Genomic DNA, 22,462 nt, shown 5'->3' with positions numbered 1-22,462 from the left:
GGCATTGACAATGATCCAGCGCAGGAATCGGCCGGATATCGCTGCGACACGTTGTCGCACCGCGCGCAGGGCACCCCGTTTGCGGGCGCCGGGGACCGGATTCGGCAAAGTAGGCTGAACCTGTTCAGCGTACTTGAAGTGCGCCCCTGCCGCACCAAGACTGCATGACAGACACCTCCGTCTTCGCAAGGATGCCTGATGACTGCCCTGCTCCGCTGGCTCAGCACACCCACCGTGCGCCGCACGCTTGCCCTGCTGGGCGCCGCCCTGGTGGTGCTGCTGGCCTGCAACCCGGAACTGGCGCCGCTGCTGGGGCTGATGGATGTGCTGGGGCTGGACGTGCTGGCGCTGCTGCTGGGGGCACAACTGCTGGCCACCCTCCCCTGGCTTCGCCTGCAGGCCGGGCGCGGGCTGCGGGTCGCGGGGCGGTTGGCCGGCGGCGCACTGGCCGGGGCGGCGGGCGGCTATCTGCGGCAACTGGCTCCGTTTTGTCGTGATCGCCTTGGGTTGGGGCGTTGGGTGCGCGGGGCGGGCTGACCTGTTCGATGCGGGCGGCGCTGGCCTGTTGAACCGGGCCTGATAGCCCCCGGCCTTGTCGGGCGGGCGTTTCGGGCGGCGGGCCGGCGTGCCAAAATGCCGCCGAAGCGTAAAGCACCCCTCCGTTGACGCAATCTGCCCTTGGCAGCCGCTCGCGGGCTGTGCACACCATGGCATGCCACTGAAAACGAGTGGCCGGGTCGGCAAAACCCGAATGTTACTGGGTTGTTTACGCTTGTCAGCCGGCGCCACCTCTGCGTGGCGCCGGCTGGCAATCCGTTCGCGTTCTTTGGCGGGCGGTGCGTGGGGGTGCCTGTTCGCATGCACCCACCGGGTTCCAGTAACTACCGGTTTTTGCCGCCACGTACCGTCCGCCACCCCTGCGGTGGCGCTTTGTGTTTTGCACGGAGCATCTGCCATGAACGCATCGGAATTTCCTGATCTGAACGCCCGCCGCGCGGCGCCTGCTGGCGAACCCGGCACCGACCCCAGCACCTTCGTCCCCACGCTGCGGCGCATCCAGGCCGGTGCGGCCGCCAATGGCCAGCCCTGGCCCGAACGCACCGTGCCACCCGGCCGGCGTCTGCAACTGGCCGACGCCGATTGCGCCCTGGCCGGCCTGGCCACCGTGCAGCAGATACTGCTGGCGGCCGAGCGCACCCGCCAGGCCGGCCAGCCCGAAGACACCCTGGGCGACCACAGCATGGAAGGGTTGATGCTGGCCTGCATTGCCCTGACCGCGCATGCGGCCAGCTGCCTGCAGGTGCAACCGTAGCCAGGGGCGCGGCGGCGTCCGTACCGACAGCCGTCGTGATGCTGCTAGGCCTGCTTGTCGGCCATCTGTATCTGCCGGAACCGGCACTCAGCGTAAACAGCTACAGCAAACAGACCATGCCGAACTTCCTGCAGATGTGGCAGCAGGCTGCACAGTTTGCGCAGGAACGCAGTGCCGACGGGCTGCGCGTCAGCCCGGCCTCGCGCGGGGCGAGGCATTTCGAACTCTATGCCAGGGATACACCGGTATTACTGGTCGATAACTCGCCGAAGCGCATGGTGATTATCGTGTTCGAAGATTCGCGCGAGCAGGTGCCGGATCTGTGGGAGCTGGAACATGAATGGTGGCGGGCCATGCGCCAGCGTGGTCAGTTCGTGCGACATGGCGCGGGCGGGTGAGGATAGGTCGCGAGCAGGGAAAGCAGCAGCTGTTGCTCTTCGGCCTCGCGTCCCTCTTCGACGGCGTGCAGCGCCAGCCAGGCAATTTCCTGTCCCTGCTCATCAAGCGTGTGATGTGCCGGCTGCAGTGCCAGCAAGGGAATCGCCTGCAGCGGTTGCAGCCGGCCTTCATCCAGCAACCGCTTCACCCACGCCAGATGCAGCGACGGAAACGTATTGGCCAGTGCATACCCCTGCACCAGCCACTGTGCCGCGCGCAGCAACGCCGCGGGGTCGGCATGGCCCAGCCACGCGTCGATGTCAGCCTCGATGGGCCGCGACAAGGGCAGCTGGCCGCTGTAGTACTGCTGCAGGTGCGCCGCGTGTTCGACAGGGGTGCTGCCGACTGCGCCGTTCGACAGCAGATAGGCGAGGAATCGCTGGGTGTCTGAATCCATCGGAATATTCCTGATGCCTGTGGCCAGCCGCGCGCAGATCGCATTGGCTCAGCGTGGCGGTGCGTACTCGAACCGCATTTCCCGCTGCCCCTCGCCCACCACCGGCAGGACCGGGTCGGTGCCGGTGCAGCCTAGGCGCAGTCGATCGCGTGCGGTCACGGGAACACTGCCGCAGCCACCGGAATTGCTGATATCCAATTGCGGCAGCAACGCCGCGGCAAAGGTTTCAACCTCGCCGCGCGCCGCGTTGCGGTTGCTCTTTGCAGTCGGCACGCTGTAGCGCAACTTGATGGCATACAAGCGGTCGATGGCGAGCAGCATTACCGAACTGTATTCCTTGCCATCGCGCACGAAGCCGAAATCCAGCACGCTGGCCTCGATGCTGGCCGCCGCGTCCGGCTGCGCCGGTGCGACCTTCAAGGTTACCGTCTGCACTGGCGACATATCATCGCGCCCTGCCAACGCTGCGCTGCGTGCCTCGAGCAAACCCTTGCGCTCACCTTCCAGCAGACCGGCCCGCTGTTCCTGGTCCAGCACACCCACCGGGTAGAAGTACACATCGATCCAGCCGTCCTCGTTGCCGGCCTGCTGGAAGCGCACCGACGCACCACCCGCGACATCGTCGTAGCGGCGCTCGCCCAGCGCCTTCCACTGGCCTACCTGCAGCGGGTAGACCACGCTGGTCGCGCGCAGGAAACCGCCCAGGAACGGCGACGGCGCAGACGCGCCCTGCCCTGCCGATTCCGGGTTGAGCATGACCGTGTTGTCGCTGGCACCGCATTCCGCCTTCACCACAGGCGCCAGATGCGCGCGCAGCGTGCCGGCCTTCTGCTGCCCGGCCAACGTATCCATGGCCGCAATGCGCAGCGCAGGATCGGCTGCAATGAAGGCCGCATAGGCGCGAAGCGCGCTTTCCACACCGGCCACCTGTTGGCTGAGCTGATCGCTGCTTTCGCGCTGGTCTATCTGGAAGGCCAGATTGCCGAAGCTCTGCTGCATCAGCAGATCCAGACCGATCTTCTTGGCTGCCTCATCCTGGTCAGGCAGGTTCATGACCTGGCAGAGGGTCACCATGTAATCGGGCGTCTCCGCCAGCCAACGCAGCATCGACACCCGCAGTTCCTGCGCGCCCGGCTGCTGGGGGGATGCTTCCAGTGACTGGGTGAGGCCAACGAAATTGGTGGCGTTGATCGGTTGTGCGGGGGTGGCCTGCGGCGCGGGCGCATCGGGTTGTGCGGCCAATGCGGGGACGGAAAGCGCCGTAGCGATGCCGATGATGGAAAAGGCACTGAAACGGCGCAGTGTGCTTACTGATGCCATGGTTTACGGTCCCTGTACTCGCAACATATCGTTACCAGAAGCTTACCTGCTCAGATAGAAGATCTCTTCCAAGATCGCAGTTGGATCAATTGACAAGATCAATGCGACTCACGGAATGCGTTGACGCATCTACCATTCTCTGCTCCAACCACAAAGAGATCATTTGGAGGGGCGCGCGCGACTTCGCCCAAAGCAGGGAAAACCTCAGGAAAGAGCTACCGACGCTTCTGCCTCATGTACTCAACCACAGAGAATATTCCAAATACGAGCGTGTATACAAACCACACCATGACATACCAACTCAACGGGTGGGATTTTTCCGCCTTCACAGATATGTAGTAAAGCGCACCCAGTATTAGAGCCGCCCCAAACTGTGCTCCGAGAAAACTTCGAATAGCTGGATTCACTTCTTTCCCTCAACTTCTGATTGAGCCACATCGACGGCAACACCCACCGCCCCCTGTCCTATTTGTCAGACTGTAGCTTGCGAGAACGAGCTAATCCTAGTCAGGCAGGTTCATGACCTGGCAGAGGGTCACGCTGTAATCGGGTGTTTCCGCCAGCCACCGCAGCATCGACACCCGTAGCTCCTGCGCGCCCGGCTGCGGGGCGGATGCCTCCAACGATGGGGTGAAGCACACGAAATTGGCGTGTGACCTGACGCTTGACCCTCAGCCGGCTGCGTAACCAGGCACGACTTCGACCAAAATCCATTCGGCCCATAAACAAAATTGCATGTAGCTAGAGGCCCTATATGAACACCTGTAGACGGATAAGTTGCAACATCCGCCAGACTCAGAGATGTAATCATTGATTGCTCCACCGTCCCTGTTTCAATCAAATATCGCCCAAACTGCTTTTGTATTGAACTAGCTTTCTCGCCCCGTAACAACTGGACCGCGAAAACCACCGGATAAGAAGAGCCTGGCACTCTACGGAAACGATGACGGCTTTTTTCAGCCCCGTGCACTGCGGTTGGTCAAGACTTGGACAGTCGCGAGCGGAGATACGCGAGTTGCCGCGCCGTTCTTTGGAGAGCATCAACGAACAGATTGACGCGGAGTGCTAAGCGTCTAGAAGCCGGTCGATGGCTCAGGTTCGTTCGTGTCATACAGACACGAATCATCCGCAACTCACAGCAACGAGGCCCGGCCAGCACATAGCTGGGCGCGCGCCCCTGACCAATCAATGAGTTCCACGAGCGCACCCAAAACAAAAAGCCCCGACCAAGGCCGGGGCTTTTCCACAACTGGTGCCGGAAACAGGAGTCGAACCTGCGACCTACGCATTACGAATGCGCCGCTCTACCAACTGAGCTATTCCGGCTGAGCAGGCGATTTTACGGGCAGCCCAGCCCTGCGGTCAATCCGCCCGCACCTGGTTGGCGCAGTCCCGCCCGGCGGCGAAATCGGCCAGGTTGCCCATCGTGATCGCCGAGATCTCCTGCAGGGCCTCCACCGTGAAGAAGCCCTGGTGGCCGGTCACCAGCACGTTGGGGAAGGTCATCAGGCGCTGGAAGGCTTCGTCGTCGATGATCTCGCCGGACAGGTCCTGGAAGAACAGCGCGCTTTCCTGTTCGTACACGTCAATGGCCAGTTGCCCCAGCCGCCGCGACTTCAGCGCGCGGATCACCGCGTGGGTGTCCACCAGGGCGCCGCGCGAGGTATTCACCAGCATCGCGCCGGGCTTCATGCGCGCCAGCGAGGCATCGTTGATCAGGTGGTGGGTGTCCGGCGTCAGCGGGCAATGCAGCGACACGATGTCGGCGCGCGCCAGCAGCTCATCCAGCGCCACGCTGTCGCCCACGCTGGCGAACGCCGCCGACGGGTACGGGTCGTGCCCCAGCACGGTGCAGCCCATGCCGCGGAAAATACGGGCGGTGGCCAGGCCGATCTTGCCGGTGCCGACGATGCCCACCGTGCGGCCATGCAGGGTTCGGCCCAGCAGGCCGTCCAGCATGAAGTTGCCTTCGCGCACGCGGTTGTAGGCGCGGTGGGTATGGCGGTTCAGGGTCATGACCAGCGCCAGCGCGTGCTCGGCCACCGCTTCGGGCGAATAGGCCGGCACCCGCGCCACGAACAGGCCCAGCCGCTGCGCCTCGGCCACGTCCACGTTGTTGAAGCCGGCGCAGCGCAGCAGTACCGCGCGCACGCCGCCGGCGTGCAGGGCCTGCAGCACCGGCGCATCCAGCTGGTCGTTCACGAACACGCAGACCGCCGCGCAGCCCTGCGCCAGGGGCGCGGTGTGAAGGTCCAGCGTGGCATCGAAGTAGACCAGTTCATGCCCCTGCCCCGCGCCCTGCTGCGCGCTGGCCTCGTCCAGGAAGCGGCGATCGTACGGGCGGGCACTGAATACGGCGATCTGCATGGGCGGGCCTGCGTGGAAATCCTGCCCCGACCATAGCGCGCCGGCGCTCATGCCGCAGCACCCGGCGCGGCGACATGACCGCCGGCACTTCTACCGCCCCGCGCGCTCAGGCAGAATCCGCACTGTGCCCGTGCGTTGCGCGGGCTACGCAAGGAGCTGGGCCGCAATCCTCTCCACCACCATGGAGACTGCGAATGATTCGCAACGAGAACAAGGAAGGGACCGTGGTACTGCAACAACCGCCACGCGGCGCACCGCGCGACAGCGCTCCGGCCGGGGTCCACCCCGTTCGCCGCCGCTGGCTGCCGATGGCGGTGGCCGCCGGCATCGGCCTGGCCGCAACGGCCGGCTGGTTGCTGTACACGGACGGCAATCCGTCCACCCGCATATACGCCAATACCACCCATGCTGTGCAGCGGCAGATCCTGGCCGATGGCAGCGTGGCCACGCTCGATGCCGGTAGCGCGCTCAGCGCCCGCTTCGGTTGGCGCACGCGTGAACTGCAGTTGGACCAGGGCCGCGTGCAGCTGGAAGTGGCACCGTCGTCGCGGGCCCTGCGCCTGCAGGCCGGCAACAGCAGCATCCGTGACATCGGCACCACCTTCCAGGTGGAACGCCTGAACGATGGCCGGGTGGAAGTGGCCTTGCTGGAAGGCGCGGTGGAAGTGACCAGCGGCAGTGCGCAGCACACGCTGGCGCCGGGCCAGCAGTTGCAGGTGCTGGCCTCCGGCCGCATCCAGCCGGGCCCGCAGTTGTCCACCACCGCCGCCGCCGAAGGCTGGCCGCAGGGCGACCTGGTGTTCGACGCGACGCCGCTGTCGGTGGTGGTGGAGCGCATGAACCGCTACGGCAGCACGCCGCTGGTGATTGCCGACCCGGACATTGCCGATCTGGCCGTCAGCGGCAGCTTCCGCGCAGGGGATGCGCATGAACTGCTGTCCGCCCTGCAGCTGGGGTGGTCCATCGCTGGCCAGCCGCGCAAGGATGGCGCGCTGGAACTGCGCCGCGTGTACTGAGGCCGCGGCGCATGCCGGCCGCGCAGGCGCTGCGCGCGGGGCTGCTGCTGGCCCTGCTGTGCCTGGCCGTAGTGCCGGGCCAGGCGGGCATGGCGCACGCCGGCGAACCGGCCGCCAGCAGCGATTACCACATCGGCGCCGGGCCGCTGGTACCGGCGCTGCAGGCCTGGGCGCGGCACAGCGGCGTTTCGCTGATCTTCGATGCACGTGAACTGGCCGACCTGCGCACCACCGGCGTGCAGGGCCGGCAGAGCCCCGCCGCAGCGCTGAAGCAGCTGGTGACCGGCATGCCGGTGAATATCCTGCAGACCCCGGCCGGTGGCTACGTGCTGCGCCGGCATGCGGCAGCGCCGACACCGCCGCCGGTAAAAGAGTCCAGGCCTGCGCCGCCCCCGCCGCCGGCGGCAGCGCCGCAGGTGGAACTGGCGCCGGTACAGGTGACCGGCAGCCGCCTGCCGCGCACCTCCGTGCAGACCACGCTGCCGGTGACCGTTGTCGACCGCGACGACATCCTGCGCAGCGGCTACGGCACGCTGTTCGACCTGCTGCGGCACCTGCCCGGCATGAACGGCCACACCCCACTGAGCACCGCACGCGGCGGTGATTCGCTGTACCTGCCGGTGGGCGCGGCGGCCACCACCAGCCTGGACGGCATGGGCCCGCGCGCCACCCTGTTCCTGGTCAACGGCCGGCGCCTGCCGCGCTACCCGATGGTGTCGCTGGCCGACGGCGCGCTGACCGATCTGGGCGGCCTGCCACTCAGCTTCATCGAACGCATCGAACTGGTGCGCGGCGGCGCGTCGGCCATCTACGGCGCCGATGCCATGTCCGGCGTGGTCAACATCATCCTGCGCGACCAGGCCGAGGGCAGCGAGGCTATGCTGCAGACCGGCGCCAGTGGCCACGGCGATGGCCAGCAGTACCGCGTGCAGGGCGCCACCGGCGGCGTGCGCAGCAATGGCGACCGTTGGTTCGCCGGTCTCGATCTGCACCGCATGCAGCACGTGGCCGGCGATCGCCGCGACTGGCATGCCGATACCTCGCTGTATCCGATCGGCCTGCTGATGGCCAATGGCGATTACTACCCAGCCACCGAATGCCACCCGCCGCTACAGGAAGACGACCAGGGCTGTTGGTTCGACAGCGTGCGCCCACGTTCGCTGCAGCCGGCGTCGGACACCGTGGCCGGCTACCTGCGTTACCGCCACGAGCGCGGCGAAGGCCGCTACGCGTATGTGGAAGCGCGCGGCAGCTACAACCGCCAGCGCTTCGAACTGGGCCCGACGGCGGTGGCGTTGAACTTCAACCGCACAGCCATCCTCAACGTGGTGCTGCAGGAAGGCGGCAACGTGCGCCCGCGCGTGCGCGCCAGCGAAGGTGATCTGACCGTGGGAGTGGGCCGCCAGCAGGCGGGCCGCAGCTGGGAAGCGGGCGTGAGCGCGCAGCGCAGCGAGGTGAGCCTGACCACCGATGGCGTGGTGCGCAGCGAGAAGCTGCTGGAAGCGGCGCGCGACTTCGATTTCCTGCCCGGCTTTTCCACGTTGCCGCCGGGTCTGGCCGACGACCTGTTCCCGACCATCCACAGCCGTGGCCGCACCGAACAATGGCAGGGTTGGTGGGGCATACAGCGCAACCTGATGGCCCTGCCCGGCGGTGCGGCGCAGCTGGCCACCGGCATCGATCTGCGCCAGGAGCGCTGGACCTCGCAGCCGGACCCGCTGCTGGGCAAGGGCGAGCTGGCGCTGGGCCTGCCGATGGAACAACGCCGGCTGTCGCGCAACAGCAGTGCCGCCTATGCCGAACTGGGGCTGCCGCTGGCGAAGCGTCTGCGCGTGGACCTGGCCGCGCGCGTGGACCGCGATGCCGGGCAGACCGCGTTTTCACCACGCGCCGGCCTGCGCTGGAGCCCCAGCGAGCACTGGTCGTTCCTGCTGGCCAGCGGCCGCGGCTTCCGAGCGCCCAGCCTGTTCGAGCGGCGCCGGCCACCGGGCTACTTCGGCCTGGTTGCCCTGCCCGCTTCGGACACGCTGCCGCCCTGCGCGCGGCCGCTGCGCGGCGGTGGCTGCGCGGTACAGGTGGACGTGGTGGAAAACGATGCACTGAAGGCCGAGACCTCGCGCAGTCATTCGCTGGCCGCCAGCTGGACGCCCAGCGATGCGTTCGCGATTACGCTGACCCACAACATCGTGGAGCTGCACAACGAGATCCTGGCGCTGCAGCCCGGTGATGCGCTGTGGAACCGCGACACCTGGGTGCTGGACGACCAGGGCCGGCTGCGTGATCTGCGCCTGTCCTTCGACAACATTGGACGCACCACCTCGCGCAACTGGGTGCTGCGCGGTGAGTACCGCATCGACAGCGGTGCCAACGGGCAATGGCAGTTCGCGCTGGATGCGCTGAAGCAACAGGAACTGAAGCGCGAGCGCAGCCACGAAGCCGCGGTGGATCTGCGCGGCCATGCCACGCCGGAACGCACCGCGATACTGACCGTGCAATGGCAGAACCCGAACTGGGACATCGCCCTGCGCGGCAACCGCGTAGGCCGCACGCGCGCCTGGCTGGCCGGCGAAACCTGCCCGGACGAACAGCGTGGCGAAGGGCATTGCATGAACCCGGCGCAGCTGCGTTGGAACCTGCACGTAGCGCGCCGGCTGAGCCCGCGTCTGGTGGCCGCGCTGGACGTGCACAACGTGCTGGATACCGAACCGGTGAATTACCTGCCCGGCAGTGGTGGCCAGGTGGCCGGGCTGGATGACCCGCTGGGCCGGTATTTCCTGCTCACCCTGCAATTCCGCTGACACACCGTTTGTAGAGTCGAGCTTGCTCGACTGGCTCTTGTAGAGTCGAGCTTGCTCGACTGGTTTTTGTAGAGTCGAGCTTGCTCGACTGGTTTTTGTAGAGTCGAGCTTGCTCGACTGCTGTTGGCAGAAGCAGTCGAGCAAGCTCGACTCTACTGGGCGTAGTACCCTTGAGCCCCCTGCTCCATCATGCATACCCCCATGAAGTTCCAACTCTGGTTCTGGGGCGCGTTCCTGTTGTTCTTCGCGTTGCCCTTCCCCTGCATTCTCTACTTCAACACCGATTACCCCGTCGCGTTCTCCGATCGCAGCGGCCCGTGGCTGGCACTGTTGCTGCTCGGCGCTTCCGTCTCGCTCTGGCTGGGCGTGCTCTACGCCTACCTGCACTACCTGCTGCTGGCGCCGCCACGCGCCCTGTTCCGTGTGCGCAGCATCCTGACCGATGGCGAGCCGCGCGAAGTGCGCATCGAAGAGGCCGAACAGACCGGCGTGCATGTGCGTGGCTTCGCTCAATGGAAGTTGAAAGTGGCCCTGCAGAACCTGTCAGGCACCGCGATTACCGAACAGCTGGTCGTGGTCGACAGTCAGCCACAACGGCAGCGTTTCGTGGTGGGCAACATGCTTCCTGCGCGCCTGAGCCGTGATCCCGGCGTGTTTCCGAACATGGTGCTGGATGGCGCGCAGCCGGAGATCAACACAGCCAGTCTGTGGCGGCGTGGCGTGGCCGGCGCGATCGGTGTGGCGCTGGTATTCGGCGCCTACGTGCTGGCCTACCGTGCACAGCATGAGGGCATGGGCTGGACCTTCCTGTCCTTCAGCCACCCCCTGCTGGTCTGCCCGCTGGTGCTGTGCGGCTATGTGGCAGTGGTACGCGTGCTGGCACGCATGCTGCACGCCGATGCCCGCGGTGAAGCACTGAAGTTCCGTGGCATTGGCGTGCAGGCCACCGTGCTGGATGTACGCCAGACCGGCACCTACATCAACGAACAACCGCAGGTGGAATTCAGCGTGGAGTACACCGATCGCGAGGGCGTGGTGCAGCACGCCAAGCTGCGCCGCATCGTGGCGCTCATCGATCTGGCCCAGCTGCCACGTGACAACGTGAAGCTGCTCTACGACCCGGATGACCGCGCCAATGTGCGCATGGAGGACGCATGAACCGCCCGCCGTCGACCCCAGGCATCTTCGCGTTGGTGGTGCTGGCCCTGGTTGCCGGTGCGGCAGCCTGTGGCGGACTGCAGACGCTGCGTGAGACCGTGGCCGGTTACGCGCTCATGCATGCGCCGGCGACGCCCCAGCGCTATGACGCCGCAGCGCTGGAGCCCCTGTCTGCGCTTGCGGCGCCCGCTGCGGAACCCGAGCCCATTGCACCGCCTTCCAACCTGGTGCGGGACAGCGCGCGATTGCAGGCGGCACGCGACGCACTGCAGGCAATGCCAGGCCTGTCCGGCAAGCCACTGACCGTGTTCCGCAGCATCAATGTCTATGGCGATGGGCGCATCAATCTGGAACTGGTGGACCCGGACGTGCCGAGCCACGTGGACAGCTACCACTTCCAGCACGGCTACTGGCGCAAGGGCGACCCGGTGAACCCGCAGCGCATGGCGCCCACCTATACGCTGCGCAACAGCAGCGCGCCACTGCAGGATATCGACTTCACCGCCGTGGCCCGCGTGGCCCAGGCGCTGCAGGAGCAGCGCAATGTGTTGATGCGCCAGCCCGGCGAGGTCGACTACGTGTATCTGATCATCCGCAAGGGCGCGCGCCTGTCGTGGCGGCCGGACGAAGTGGACGGCGACCGTGAAACGGTACGCCTGCACTTTGACGCCGGCGGGAATCTGCTGGACGTGGCGACCAAGCGTTGAAGTGCCGGCGCCCATTTCGGGCGCCGGTTTCATTGCAGCCGAGCAAGCTCGACTCTACGCCTGGGCTACCGATCGTGCGATGGCGTACTGCGCGCCGTAATACGTTGCCAACACCAGCAACCCCGCCAACGGCAGGCCGCCACCAAAGCGATCCCACGCCAGCAGCGAATCGCTGGCCACGAACAACACACCACCGACCGCCGCCCAGCGCGCGCTTCGCGCCTGCATCAGCGGCAGCCGCGGGCGCTGCCAATGCCGCGCCAGTGCCAGCACGGCCATCGTTGCCAGCACGCCCACATACGCCAGCACCGGAACGCGCAGCAGCACTGGCAGATGCGGCCACAGCGCCAGCACATTGCCGATGGCGAACGCTCCCAGCAGCAGTGCGGCGGCCAGCAAGCCGCGCCCTGCGTGCAGGCCGTCGCGGAACGCGGCGATGTAGCACAGGTGCGCCAGCAGGAAGGCGACCAGGCCCGGCACGAACGCATCCACCGGCAGCATCAGCGCGATATCACCCAGGCACGACAAGCCCATGCCGGCCAGCACCGCACGCCGGTAGAACGGTGATGCCGCCGGGCGCGCCTGCCAGGCAATGCCGGCGATCAGCAGCGTGGTGGCCGGCTTGGCAAACCAATGCAGCCACCGCCCCTCGCCCTGCAGGAACGCGCCGATGATGGCCAGCACGGCCACCACCAGGATCAAGCCATCGCGGCGGCCGAAGCTCATCGCGCCTTCCACAGATCCGCAAGGCGATCAGGCGCACCGGCGATGCGTTCCAGCACCGGGTACTGCAGGCCACCGTGGTAATCGATGGTCATGCTGTCGATGCGGTCAAACTGCTTCACCAGCAGCACGATCGGCGCCTTGTCCTTGGCGGCTGCGGCCACCGCGTCCTTCAGGCGTTCGCTGCTGTATTCGCGCCCGCCCACGGCTATCACCCGCATGCCCGGTGCCAGCCCTGCATTGAACGCCGGGCTGTCCCAGATCACATCGCCCACCACGCCGGTGTCCATCACGGTGGCGCCCAGCGAATAGGCCAGCAACGCGGCCTTGGCGCGCTTTTCCTGCGCCTTGTAGGCCTCGTTGGGGGTATCGCGGTAGACCAGCTTCCAGCCGGCCAGTGCCAGGCCACCGGTGAGCGAGCTCTGGCCATCCAGGCGCTGGCGCAGGAAGCTGGACCAGTCGTACGGCGCAATGCCGTTCAAGGCCGCCACCACGTCATCGAAGGTGTACGGATTGACGTTCCAGTCGCCGTTGCCGACGCCGAAGAAGGCGCGCGCGAAATCGTCCAGGCTGCGACGATTGCCGCTGAGCGTGCGCAGCTTGCCGTCCACTTCCAGCCACAGCATCTGCCCGCCGGAGTAGTAGTCCTCGCTCATCTGGTAGTTGCGGTACGGCAACGTGCGGCGCTGGGCGATGGTGGGATCGTTGGTGGTGTCCTGCAGCGGGCGCCAGGCCAGGCCGGGGCGGCCACGATCATAGGTGGCGGCCACGTTGGCCAGCATGTCGCGGGCCTGCTCGACCGACCACAGGCCCGAGCGGGCGGCCAGCACCTGGCCCCAGAACTGGGTCTGGCCTTCGTACACCCACAACAGGCTGTCGCCCATGGGCGTGTTGAAGTTGGCGGTGGCCAGGTCTGCGCCGCGACGGTACTTGCCGTTCCAGGAATGGGTGTACTCGTGCGGCAGCAGATCGCGCATCCACGCGTTGCTGTCCCATTCGGTGAAGTAGCCAGGGGCCGCGCTGTTTTCGCTGGAACGGTGGTGTTCCAGGCCGATGCCGCCCAGGCGGTCGGTCAGCGCCAGCAGGAATTCGTAGTGATCGTAATGGCGCGCACCGTAGAGCTTGTCGGCCTGCTGCACCAGCGCGCGATGCAGCTTGATCTGCGCATCGGTGGGTTTGAGCGATTTGGCATCGTCGGCGAAGACATTCAGGTGCACCGGTACCCTGGCGCCGGGGTCCAGATCGATGCGCTGGTGGTGCTCGCCGGCGAACAGCGGCGAATCGACCAGATGGTCGTAGGCAATCGGCTTGAACACCACGGTGTCGCCGTCGCGGCGCGCGGTCTCCAGCGCGGTGGCATAGGCCCAGCCCTTGGGCAGGGTGACGCTGGCCTGCGCCTGCAGGTTGCGCGCATCCACGCCGGCCGGATACAGCGAATTGGCGTTCCATTGCAGGTTCAGCATTTCCGGGGTCATCACCACCCGGCCCTGGCTGCCGCCCTGCGAGGACAGGAAATCGAAGTGGGCCACGATCTCGCTCACGCCTTCGGGCACGTCCACCTTGAACGCGTAGACGTTGTACTGGTCGCGCTGCCAGGCCAGCGGCTTGCCGTTGGCGGTCACCCGCAGGCCGGCCAGCTTGTCGATGGGGCCGGTGGGCGAATGGTTGCCAGGAATCCACTGCGGGTACAGCAGGGTCATCGGGCCGGGCTTGGCCGGCACGGTGGCGGTCACCTTGAAGATACGGCGGGCCAGGTCGCGCGCGTCCACATCGATGCGCAGCAGGCCGGGCGCGGCGGCATCGCCCGGCGGCGAGGTCTGCGCCAGCGCAGGCGTGGCGCCCAGCGCGAACAGCACGGACATCACCAAGGCACGGGTCTTCATCAGGCAGGTTCCAGCAACGGTAGAGGTACCGATGCTAGGCCTGTAGGGCGTGCGGCCCCATGGCCGAAGGTCATGGGTGGGTGGCGGTATCCACGCATGGCGTGGATCTACGGGTGATGCCCCGGTCCTGGGGGCCTATCCACGCATGGCGTGGATCTACGAGTGAGGCGCGGCCGGCAGTAGATCCCCGCCATGCGTGGATGGAGGCCATGGCAAAAGCGTGCGAACCAAGGTTCGCACCCACCAGATCAGATCAGGTCATGCTGGGGTAGATCCACGCCATGCGTGGATGGGGGTCATGCCAAAAGCGTGCGAACCAAGGTTCGCACCCACCAGGTCGGTGTCGGCTCGCACCCACCAGGTCAGATCAGATCGCGTCGTGCCGAGTAGATCCACGCCATGCGTGGATGGAATTCATGGCAGAAGCGTGCGAACCAAGGTTCGCACCCACCAGGTCAGTGTCGGTTCGCACCCACCGCTGGGGTTACAGGTCAGTCGACCAACCGCAGCCGCAGTTCCTTCGGCAGTGCGAACACCATCGATTCCGGTTCGCCATCCAGTTCGCCCACGCCGGTGGCGCCCAGTTCGGCCAGGCGGGCCAGCACGCCATCCACCAGCACCTGCGGTGCCGATGCGCCGGCGGTCACGCCGATGTGCTGCTTGCCTTCCACCCAGCGCGGGTCGATCTCGTGCGCACCGTCGATCAGGTACGACTCCACGCCTTCACGGCGCGCCAGTTCACTCAGGCGGTTGGAATTGGAGCTGTTCGGCGAACCGACCACCAGCACCAGGTCGCAGCGCTTGGCCAGGTCGCGTACGGCGTCCTGGCGGTTCTGCGTGGCGTAGCAGATGTCGTCGTTCTTCGGGCCCTGCATTTCCGGGAAACGCTCACGCAGGGCCTCGATGATGCCGCGCGTGTCATCCACCGACAGCGTGGTCTGGGTGGTGTAGGCGAAGTTCTGCGGCTGGTTGATCTCCAACGTCGCCACCTGCTCCACGTCTTCCACCAGGTAGATCTGGCCGGTGCCCGCTTCGCGGTTCCACTGGCCCATCGTGCCTTCCACTTCTGGGTGGCCGGCATGGCCGATCAGCACCACGTCACGGCCGGCGCGGCAGTGGCGGGCCACTTCGAAATGCACCTTGGTGACCAGCGGACAGGTGGCATCGAACACCTTCAGGCCACGGCGCTCGGCTTCCTGGCGCACGGCCTGGGATACGCCGTGCGCGCTGAAGATGACCGTGTTGTTGTCCGGCACTTCGTCCAGTTCCTCGACGAAGATCGCGCCGCGCTGCTTCAGGTCATCGACCACGAAGCGGTTGTGCACCACTTCATGGCGGACGTAGATGGGCGCGCCCAGCGTTTCGATCGCGCGCTTGACGATCTCGATCGCACGATCGACACCGGCACAGAAACCACGCGGGTTGGCGAGCAGCACATCCATCAGTTCAGTCTCCCGGCAGCGGCCGGCTTACGGTTTCGGGGTGGCATTATCCGCCTTTTTGGCGGACTTGCCGTCGAACAGGCCAAACAGGGCAATGCCGATGGCACCAACCACGATGGCCGAATCGGCGATGTTGAAGGCCGGCCAGGTGTAACTGCCCACGTACCACTGGATGAAATCGACCACGTGGCCGTGCACCTGGCGGTCGATCACGTTGCCGATGGCACCGCCGATGATCAGCGCGTACGGCACGGCAGCCTTCCAGTTGCCGCGGGCGGTGCCGCGCAGCCACCAGGCCATCAGCGCGCTGATGGCAATGGCCAGCAGGGTGAAGAAGTGCTTCTGCCAACCGCCGGCGTCGCTCAGGAAGCTGAAGGCCGCACCGGTGTTGTAGGTGCGGTACCAGTTCCAGAAGCCGTCGATGACCACCACCGGCTGGAACTCGGGCAGGCTGGACAGCACCCAGGCCTTGGACCACTGGTCCAGGCCGATGATGGCCGCCGACAGCAGCAGCCAGACCAGGGCGTTGGGGTGCGGGCGAGCGGCCATCAGAACCAGCTCCGCAGTTCACCGGCACCGGTGACGTTGCTCACGCAGCGGCCGCACAGTTCCGGGTGGTCGGCGTTGCTGCCCACGTCGGCACGGTGGTGCCAGCAGCGCACGCACTTGGCCTTTTCGGTGGGCTGGGCACTGACGAACACTTCGTCGGTGGTCGCCGGGCGCACCTGCACGTCGCCACTGATGAACAGGAAGCGCAGTTCATCGGCCAGCGGCTGCCATTTCGCCGCCTGTTCTTCGTTGGCGGCAATGGTGATTTCCGCTTCCAGCGCGGCACCGATCGCGCCGTTGGCACGCATCGGTTCCAGCACCTTGGCCACCTGCTCGCGCACGGCCAGCAGCTGGTCGAAATCGGCGGCGTTGAGCTGGGCATCGGCCGGCAGCGGCGCCAGGCCGTCGTACCAGGTGGTGAACAGCACGTGGCCGGCACGGTCGCCCGGCAGATAGCCCCACAGCTCGTCGGCGGTGAAGGTGAGGATGGGCGCGATCCAGCGGGTGAACGCTTCGGCGATGTGGTACATGGCGCTCTGCGCCGAACGACGACCGTGCGAATCGGCCGGCATGGTGTACAGGCGATCCTTGGTCACGTCCAGGTACAGCGAACCCAGGTCCACGCTGCAGAAGTTCAGCAGCAGCTGGACGATCTCGGCCATGTTGTAGTTGTCGAACGCGGCCTTGATCTTTTCCTGCAGTTCCCAGGCGCGGTGCACGATCCAGCGGTCCAGCGCCACCATCTCGTTCAGCGGGCGCAGGTGCTGGGCCGGATCGAAGCCGTCCAGGTTGCCCAGCAGGAAGCGCGCGGTGTTGCGCAGGCGGCGGTAGGCATCGGCGTTGCGCTTGAGGATTTCCTGCGACAGCGACATTTCATTGCTGTAGTCGGCCGAGGCGATCCACAGGCGCAGGATGTCCGCGCCCAGCTTGTTCATGATGTCCTGCGGCTCGATGCCGTTGCCCAGCGACTTGGACATCTTGCGGCCGTGCTCGTCCACGGTGAAACCGTGGGTGAGGCACTGCTTGTACGGGGCACGCTGGTCGATGGCCACGCCGGTCAGCAGCGAGGACTGGAACCAGCCGCGGTGCTGGTCGGAACCTTCCAGGTACAGGTCGGCCGGCTTGCCGAAGCCACGCGCGGCCAGCACGCCTTCATGGGTCACGCCCGAATCGAACCAGACATCGAGGATGTCGGTGACCTTCTCGTAGTCGGCCGCTTCGGCGCCCAGCAGTTCGCTGGCATCCAGCGAATACCACACGTCAATGCCTTCGGCTTCCACGCGATCGGCCACCTGCTGCATCAGTTCCACCGTGCGCGGGTGGATCTCACCGGTCTGGCGGTGGGTGAACAGCGCGATGGGCACGCCCCAGGTGCGCTGGCGCGAGATGGTCCAGTCCGGGCGACCGTCGACCATGCTCTGGATGCGCGCCTTGCCCCAGCTCGGGAACCAGCCCACGGTGTCGATGGCAGCCAGCGCATCGTTGCGCAGGTTGGCCTTGTCCATCGAAATGAACCACTGCGGGGTGGCGCGGAACACCACCGGCGTCTTGTGGCGCCAGCAGTGCGGGTAGCTGTGGCGGATCGGGTGGAAGGCCAGCAGCGCGCCGTTGTCGCGCAGCACGCCGACGATGGCCTCCTGCGCCTTCCACAGATGCTGGCCGGCCAGCACCACGTCACCGGCCGGCGGGGTCGATTCCAGGTACACGCCACGGCCGTCGACCGGGGTGATCTGGCCGGCGTTGTACTTGTCCAGCAGGCCGTACTTCTGGCTGACCACGTAGTCTTCCTGGCCATGACCGGGGGCGGTGTGCACCGCACCGGTACCGTCTTCGTCGGACACGTGTTCGCCGTTCAGCACCAGGATCTCGCGCTGTGGGTAGAACGGGTGCACCAGCAGCTGGTTTTCCAGCGCGGCACCGGTGGCTTCACCGTGCAGCACCACGTTTTCCACGCCGTAGCGCTGCAGTGCGCGCTCGGCCAGTGCGGCGGCCAGCACCAGCCAACGGCGCCTGCCGTTGTGCGCCGGGCCTTCGGCCAGCACGTAGCGGATCTCCGCGCCCAGCGAAACGGCCAGCGATGCCGGCAGCGTCCACGGCGTGGTGGTCCAGATCGGCACCGCCACTTCCACGTCGGCCGGCACGCTCACCCCAAAGGCCTGGGCCACGGCCTGCGCATCGCGCGCGGCGTAGGCCACGTCGATCGCCGGCGATTCCTTTTCCTGGTATTCGATTTCCGCTTCGGCCAGCGCCGAACCGCAGTCGAAGCACCAGTAGACCGGCTTGGCGCCGCGCACCAGGTGGCCGTTGGCCACGACCTTGGCCAGCGCACGGATCTCGTTGGCTTCGAAATCGAAGCTGAGGGTCTTGTACGGGTTGTCCCAGTCGCCGGTCACGCCCAGGCGCTTGAAATCGACGCGCTGGATGTTGATCTGCTCTTCGGCGAATTCACGGCACTTCTGCCGGAATTCGACCGCGTCGAGCTTGGTGCCGACCTTGCCCCACTTCTTTTCCACCGCGATTTCGATCGGCAGGCCGTGGCAATCCCAGCCCGGCACGTAGGGCGCATCGAAGCCGGCCAGGTAGCGCGACTTGACGATGATGTCCTTCAGGATCTTGTTGACCGCGTGGCCCAGGTGGATGCGGCCGTTGGCGTACGGCGGGCCGTCATGCAGCACGAACAGCGGGCGGCCGGCGGCGTTGTCGCGCAGCTGCTGGTAGAGCCCCTGCTCTTCCCACCGCGCCAGAATGCCCGGCTCGCGCTTGGGCAGGTCGCCGCGCATCGGGAATTCGGTGGCTGGCAGGTTCAGGGTGGTCTTGTAGTCCTGGCTCACGCAGTGGCTCGCAATCTATGTTCGGAAAGAAGGGCGCGCGCCTGTTCGGCGTCGCGGTGCATCTGGTCGGTCAGCGCCGCCAGATCGTTGAATTTCTCTTCGTCGCGCAGCTTGGCGACGAATTCCACGTCGATGTGACGACCGTACAGGTCGCCCTGGAAATCGAACAGATGGGCTTCCAGCAGCGGCTCCACGCCTTCCACGGTGGGCCGGGTGCCGAAGCTGGACACCGACGGCCACGGCTGGTCGAACACCCCGTGTACCCAGGTCGCGTAGATGCCCGACAGCGCCGGGGTCTTGGGGAAGCGCAGGTTGGCCGTGGGGAAGCCCAGGGTGCGGCCGAGCTGGCGCCCACGCACCACTCGCCCGCTGATCGAATACGGGCGGCCCAGCAGATCGCCGGCACGGGTGAAATCGCCGGCCTGCAGCAACTGGCGGATGCGCGTGCTGGAAATGCGTTCGCCGTGCAGGTCCACCGCTTCGATCTCGCCGGCGCTGAAGCCCAGCTCGCTGCCCATGGCCTGCAGCAGGGCCAGGTCGCCACGACGGCGGTTGCCGAAGCAGAACTCCGGGCCGATCCACACTTCGCGCGCGCCCAGGCGGTGGGCCAGCAGCTGGCGCACGAAGGTTTCGGCCGGCATGGCCGCCATGGCCGCATCGAAGCGCAGCAGGCCCACGGCATCCACGCCCAGGTCCTGCAGCATCTCGACCTTGCTGCGGGCCAGGGTCAGCCGCGGCGGCGGCGTGCCCTGTGCGAAGAATTCACGCGGCAGCGGCTCGAAGGCCACGGCCACGGCGGGTACGCCCACGGCGCGCGCGCGGGCGACCGCGTGGCGGACCAGCGCACGATGGCCCAGATGGAGGCCGTCGAATGCGCCGATACAGACCACGCTTCCGTTGGGGAACAGCTCCCCGCCCTCGACGCTTCTGAACAGCCTGCTCATCAACTCTCGTTCCGGCCCACCCGGGGCCGTCGCTTCAATGGTGTAACCCTGAAGTATAGCCGCCATGGGCGGCGATCAATGGCCGCGCAGGTCGCGCGGGCGGAAGCCCATGGCCACCATGGCCACCGCATAGGTGGCGCCACCGCCGCCGACCAGCAGACCCAGCGCGCCGATCCGCTGCCAGACACCCATGTTGCCGAAGGCCGGCAGCCAGTGCAGCAGGGCCAGCAGCACGGCCACCATGGCCACGCAGGCCAGCAGCAGGCGGGTCAGGTAGCCGCCCCAGCCCGGCCGGCGCTGGTAGACATCGGTCTTGCCCAGCCAGTACCAGAGCAGGCCCAGGTTCAGGTAGCTGGACAGCGCGCTGGCAATGCCCAGCGCCAGGTGCAGGCCCGGCTGCTTGCCGATGGCGGCCATCACCCCCTGCGCCTTCAGCTCGTCGGGCACCATCACCTGGTACAGCACGGCCAGCAGGGCGAAGTTGAACACCATGTTGGCCACCAGCGCGGCCACGCCGGCGCGCACCGGGGTCTTGGTGTCCTGGCGGGCGTAGAAGGCCGGCAGCACCACCTTCAGCAGGGCGAAGGCCGGCAGGCCAAAGCTCAGGCCGTACACCGACAGCGCGGTCATGCGGGTGTCGAAGGCGCTGAACTGGCCGTGCTGGAAGATGGTGGCGATCAGCGGTTCGGCCAGGAACAGCAGGCCCAGCATGGCCGGCACCGAGATCAGCAGGGTCATGCGCAGGCCCCAGTCCAGCGAGCGCGAGAAGCCTTCGCGGTCGGTGCTGACGTGGTGGCGGGCCAGGGCGGGCAGGATGACCGTGCCCAGGGCCACGCCGAACACGCCCAGCGGCAGCTCCAGGAAGCGATCGGCCAGCGACAGCCAGGACTGCGAGCCATCGGTCAGCTTGGCCGCGATCACCGTGTCCAGCAGCAGGTTGATCTGCGCCACCGACGAACCGAACAGGGTCGGCACCATCAGGGTCATCACCTTGCGCACGCCCGGGTGGCTCCAGCCCCAGCGCGGCAGGGTCAGCAGGTTGATTCCCTTCAGCGACGGCAGCTGGAACAGCAGCTGCAGGATGCCGGCGGCCAGCACCGCCCAGCCCAGCGCCAGGATCTGCTTTTCCGGGGTGCCGCCCAGCCGCGGCGCCAGCCACAGCGCGCCAGCGATCATGCACAGGTTGAGGATGACCGGGGTCAGCGCCGGCATGGCGAAGCGCTGGAAGCTGTTCAGGGCGCCACCGGCCAGGGCGGTGAGCGAGACGAACAGCAGGAAGGGGAAGGTCAGGCGGAACAGGTCGACCAGCAGGCCCTGCTTGACCGGGTCGGTATCCACGCCGCTGGAGAAGACCGAAGCCAGCTGCGGCGCGAAGATCAGCGCCAGCGCGGTGACCAGCATCAGCACCCCACCCAGGGTGCCGGCGGTGCGGGCCATCAGTTCGCGCAGCTCGGCGTGGCTGCGGGTTTCCTTCACTTCTGTGAACACCGGCACGAAAGCGGTGGCGAAGGAGCCTTCGGCGAACAGCCGGCGCAGGAAATTGGGTATCCTGAAGGCGACCCAGAAAGCATCAGTGATGGCGTTGGTGCCGAACGTGGTGGTCACCACGAAGTCCCGGACAAGTCCGAGAACGCGCGAGACCATGGTCATGCTGCTGAACGACAGCAGGCCCCGCAACAACTTGGGTGAACTCACTCAGCGTCCCTCTTGACAATCGACTTGACGTGCATTTCTTACGCCATCATACTAGCTAGCTTGCTGTTCCCATAACACCGATTTTTTCAGGAAACCACCACCGTGGCCAATATCAAGTCCGCCAAGAAGCGCGCCAAGCAGACCGTCGTGCGCAACGCGCGCAACGTGGCTCAGCGCTCGATGCTGCGCACCGCTGTCAAGAAAGTGATCAAGGCGCTGGACGCCAACGATGCCGCCGGCGCCGAAGCCGCCTTCGCCGTTGCCCAGCCGATCCTGGATCGCTTCAGCGCGCGTGGCCTGATCCACAAGAACAAGGCTGCTCGTCATAAGAGCCGCCTGAACGACCGCATCAAGGCCCTCAAGGCCGCCTGATCCGGCGTTGCCGCCCTGCCCTTCGGGGTTGGGCAGCAGACAAAAGCCCGGCCCCGGCCGGGTTTTTTGTTGCCCGCGATTCGACCGGGTCGAACCGGCTGGGTCGAACCGGCTGGGTCGAACCGGCTGTTAGTCGACTAACGCGCGCAGCGCGGGCTTTACAGATGCCGCGAACAGCAGTCGACTAACTGTGATCTCTCTGTACGTTGTTCATCCGGGACATCTCTGGAAAATGGTGGTTACCACACCTCTCCAGATCCCAAAGAGCCCGGATGAACAACCATAAAAATGCCCGTTTAACGCCGTTTAGTCGAGAACTTCTTGTCCGTCGCATCCTCCACGAGGGCCTGCGGCCGGAGGAGGCAGCACAAGCGTGTGGCGTAAGTGTGCGTACGGCCTACAAGTGGCTGGCCCGATTCCGGGAGTTCGGGGCGTCGGGGCTGGAAAACCGCAGCTCTCGCCCGCACCAGACGCCGCATGCCACGCCTGCGTCGGTCGTCGAGCAGATCA

General features: G+C 66.4%; 18 protein-coding genes, 1 tRNA gene and 1 pseudogene. 9 read left to right on the top strand and 11 right to left on the bottom strand.

Features of this window, described 5'->3' with window-relative positions; all coding sequences use genetic code 11:
* Positions 1-198: 198 nt before the first annotated feature.
* The 3 genes from C1933_RS05855 (at position 199) to C1933_RS05845 (ending at position 1,710) form a co-directional block, all read left to right on the top strand.
* Positions 199-537 (top strand): hypothetical protein, encoded by a 339-nt coding sequence (locus C1933_RS05855; protein ID WP_108752503.1) that lies wholly within the window; start codon positions 199-201, stop codon positions 535-537.
* Positions 538-955: 418 nt separating this feature from the next.
* Positions 956-1,312 (top strand): hypothetical protein, encoded by a 357-nt coding sequence (locus C1933_RS05850; protein WP_108752502.1) that lies wholly within the window; start codon positions 956-958, stop codon positions 1,310-1,312.
* Between the two features lie 38 nt (positions 1,313-1,350).
* Positions 1,351-1,710 carry a hypothetical protein gene (locus tag C1933_RS05845; RefSeq protein WP_108752501.1) on the top strand — a complete coding sequence of 120 codons (360 nt, stop codon included), beginning with the start codon at positions 1,351-1,353 and terminating at the stop codon, positions 1,708-1,710.
* Here C1933_RS05845 and C1933_RS05840 read toward each other — a convergent pair.
* The 4 genes from C1933_RS05840 to C1933_RS05825 all read right to left on the bottom strand — a co-directional run bounded on the left by C1933_RS05840 (position 1,680) and on the right by C1933_RS05825 (position 5,834).
* Positions 1,680-2,147 carry a hypothetical protein gene (locus C1933_RS05840; protein ID WP_108752500.1) on the bottom strand — a complete coding sequence of 156 codons (468 nt, stop codon included), beginning with the start codon at positions 2,145-2,147 and terminating at the stop codon, positions 1,680-1,682. The two genes, C1933_RS05845 and C1933_RS05840, sit on opposite strands and share 31 nt — an antisense overlap.
* A gap of 48 nt (positions 2,148-2,195) precedes the next feature.
* Positions 2,196-3,467: a hypothetical protein gene (locus tag C1933_RS05835; protein WP_159093944.1), complete on the bottom strand. Its 1,272-nt coding sequence runs from the start codon at positions 3,465-3,467 to the stop codon at positions 2,196-2,198.
* A 1,250-nt stretch (positions 3,468-4,717) separates the two neighbouring features.
* Positions 4,718-4,793: transfer RNA gene (locus C1933_RS05830), tRNA-Thr, on the bottom strand.
* Positions 4,794-4,829: 36 nt separating this feature from the next.
* Positions 4,830-5,834, bottom strand: coding sequence for a 2-hydroxyacid dehydrogenase (locus C1933_RS05825; RefSeq protein WP_108752498.1), 1,005 nt, complete (start codon positions 5,832-5,834; stop codon positions 4,830-4,832).
* 194 nt (positions 5,835-6,028) lie between these two features.
* Between C1933_RS05825 and C1933_RS05820 the strand changes: the two genes are divergently transcribed.
* The 4 genes from C1933_RS05820 to C1933_RS05805 all read left to right on the top strand — a co-directional run bounded on the left by C1933_RS05820 (position 6,029) and on the right by C1933_RS05805 (position 11,513).
* Entirely contained in the window at positions 6,029-6,850 is an 822-nt protein-coding gene (locus tag C1933_RS05820) for a FecR domain-containing protein (RefSeq protein WP_234414664.1), read from the top strand.
* An 11-nt stretch (positions 6,851-6,861) separates the two neighbouring features.
* Complete coding sequence (locus tag C1933_RS05815; RefSeq protein ID WP_108752496.1) at positions 6,862-9,648, top strand: TonB-dependent receptor; 2,787 nt, start codon at positions 6,862-6,864, stop codon at positions 9,646-9,648.
* Positions 9,649-9,849: 201 nt separating this feature from the next.
* Entirely contained in the window at positions 9,850-10,806 is a 957-nt protein-coding gene (locus C1933_RS05810) for a hypothetical protein (RefSeq protein ID WP_108752495.1), read from the top strand.
* A complete protein-coding gene (locus C1933_RS05805) occupies positions 10,803-11,513 on the top strand; it encodes a hypothetical protein (protein ID WP_108752494.1) in 711 nt (236 codons plus the stop codon). Before C1933_RS05810 ends, C1933_RS05805 begins: the two co-directional genes overlap by 4 nt.
* A gap of 54 nt (positions 11,514-11,567) precedes the next feature.
* Here the strand turns inward: C1933_RS05805 and C1933_RS05800 are convergent, their stop codons facing one another.
* From C1933_RS05800 to murJ, 7 genes are all read right to left on the bottom strand, one after another.
* Complete coding sequence (locus tag C1933_RS05800; RefSeq protein ID WP_108752493.1) at positions 11,568-12,239, bottom strand: lysoplasmalogenase; 672 nt, start codon at positions 12,237-12,239, stop codon at positions 11,568-11,570.
* Positions 12,236-14,119 carry a M61 family metallopeptidase gene (locus C1933_RS05795; RefSeq protein ID WP_108752492.1) on the bottom strand — a complete coding sequence of 628 codons (1,884 nt, stop codon included), beginning with the start codon at positions 14,117-14,119 and terminating at the stop codon, positions 12,236-12,238. Before C1933_RS05795 ends, C1933_RS05800 begins: the two co-directional genes overlap by 4 nt.
* A gap of 491 nt (positions 14,120-14,610) precedes the next feature.
* A complete protein-coding gene (gene ispH, locus C1933_RS05790; protein ID WP_108748947.1) occupies positions 14,611-15,561 on the bottom strand; it encodes a 4-hydroxy-3-methylbut-2-enyl diphosphate reductase in 951 nt (316 codons plus the stop codon).
* 27 nt (positions 15,562-15,588) lie between these two features.
* Positions 15,589-16,110 carry a signal peptidase II gene (gene lspA, locus C1933_RS05785; RefSeq protein ID WP_108752491.1) on the bottom strand — a complete coding sequence of 174 codons (522 nt, stop codon included), beginning with the start codon at positions 16,108-16,110 and terminating at the stop codon, positions 15,589-15,591.
* Complete coding sequence (ileS, locus tag C1933_RS05780; protein ID WP_108752490.1) at positions 16,110-18,941, bottom strand: isoleucine--tRNA ligase; 2,832 nt, start codon at positions 18,939-18,941, stop codon at positions 16,110-16,112. Before ileS ends, lspA begins: the two co-directional genes overlap by 1 nt.
* On the bottom strand, positions 18,938-19,885 hold the full coding sequence (locus C1933_RS05775) for a bifunctional riboflavin kinase/FAD synthetase (protein ID WP_108752489.1): 948 nt from the start codon (positions 19,883-19,885) through the stop codon (positions 18,938-18,940). Before C1933_RS05775 ends, ileS begins: the two co-directional genes overlap by 4 nt.
* A 75-nt stretch (positions 19,886-19,960) precedes the next feature.
* Positions 19,961-21,565: a murein biosynthesis integral membrane protein MurJ gene (gene murJ / locus C1933_RS05770; RefSeq protein WP_108752488.1), complete on the bottom strand. Its 1,605-nt coding sequence runs from the start codon at positions 21,563-21,565 to the stop codon at positions 19,961-19,963.
* A gap of 117 nt (positions 21,566-21,682) precedes the next feature.
* Here murJ and rpsT point away from each other — a divergent pair, with 117 nt between their 5' ends.
* Complete coding sequence (gene rpsT, locus C1933_RS05765) at positions 21,683-21,952, top strand: 30S ribosomal protein S20 (protein WP_005408560.1); 270 nt, start codon at positions 21,683-21,685, stop codon at positions 21,950-21,952.
* A 272-nt stretch (positions 21,953-22,224) separates the two neighbouring features.
* Positions 22,225-22,462 (top strand): annotated as a pseudogene (locus C1933_RS20335) (leucine zipper domain-containing protein); the annotation flags it as partial.

Origin of the sequence: Stenotrophomonas sp. ZAC14D2_NAIMI4_6, assembly GCF_003086875.1 — a bacterium.
Lineage (GTDB): Bacteria > Pseudomonadota > Gammaproteobacteria > Xanthomonadales > Xanthomonadaceae > Stenotrophomonas.
Note: the sequence above shows the minus strand (reverse complement) of the source record. Positions and strands in the feature narration are given on the sequence as shown.

Coding starts and splice junctions, on each gene's coding strand:
- ispH (WP_108748947.1), bottom strand. CDS start 15,561: ATGGATGTGCTGCTCGCCAACCCGCGTGGTTTCTGTGCCGGTGTCGAT.
- C1933_RS05835 (WP_159093944.1), bottom strand. CDS start 3,467: ATGGCATCAGTAAGCACACTGCGCCGTTTCAGTGCCTTTTCCATCATC.
- C1933_RS05795 (WP_108752492.1), bottom strand. CDS start 14,119: ATGAAGACCCGTGCCTTGGTGATGTCCGTGCTGTTCGCGCTGGGCGCC.
- C1933_RS05805 (WP_108752494.1), top strand. CDS start 10,803: ATGAACCGCCCGCCGTCGACCCCAGGCATCTTCGCGTTGGTGGTGCTG.
- C1933_RS05820 (WP_234414664.1), top strand. CDS start 6,029: ATGATTCGCAACGAGAACAAGGAAGGGACCGTGGTACTGCAACAACCG.
- C1933_RS05845 (WP_108752501.1), top strand. CDS start 1,351: ATGCTGCTAGGCCTGCTTGTCGGCCATCTGTATCTGCCGGAACCGGCA.
- C1933_RS05855 (WP_108752503.1), top strand. CDS start 199: ATGACTGCCCTGCTCCGCTGGCTCAGCACACCCACCGTGCGCCGCACG.
- C1933_RS05815 (WP_108752496.1), top strand. CDS start 6,862: ATGCCGGCCGCGCAGGCGCTGCGCGCGGGGCTGCTGCTGGCCCTGCTG.
- C1933_RS05850 (WP_108752502.1), top strand. CDS start 956: ATGAACGCATCGGAATTTCCTGATCTGAACGCCCGCCGCGCGGCGCCT.
- lspA (WP_108752491.1), bottom strand. CDS start 16,110: ATGGCCGCTCGCCCGCACCCCAACGCCCTGGTCTGGCTGCTGCTGTCG.
- C1933_RS05775 (WP_108752489.1), bottom strand. CDS start 19,885: ATGAGCAGGCTGTTCAGAAGCGTCGAGGGCGGGGAGCTGTTCCCCAAC.
- C1933_RS05800 (WP_108752493.1), bottom strand. CDS start 12,239: ATGAGCTTCGGCCGCCGCGATGGCTTGATCCTGGTGGTGGCCGTGCTG.
- C1933_RS05810 (WP_108752495.1), top strand. CDS start 9,850: ATGAAGTTCCAACTCTGGTTCTGGGGCGCGTTCCTGTTGTTCTTCGCG.
- C1933_RS05840 (WP_108752500.1), bottom strand. CDS start 2,147: ATGGATTCAGACACCCAGCGATTCCTCGCCTATCTGCTGTCGAACGGC.
- C1933_RS05825 (WP_108752498.1), bottom strand. CDS start 5,834: ATGCAGATCGCCGTATTCAGTGCCCGCCCGTACGATCGCCGCTTCCTG.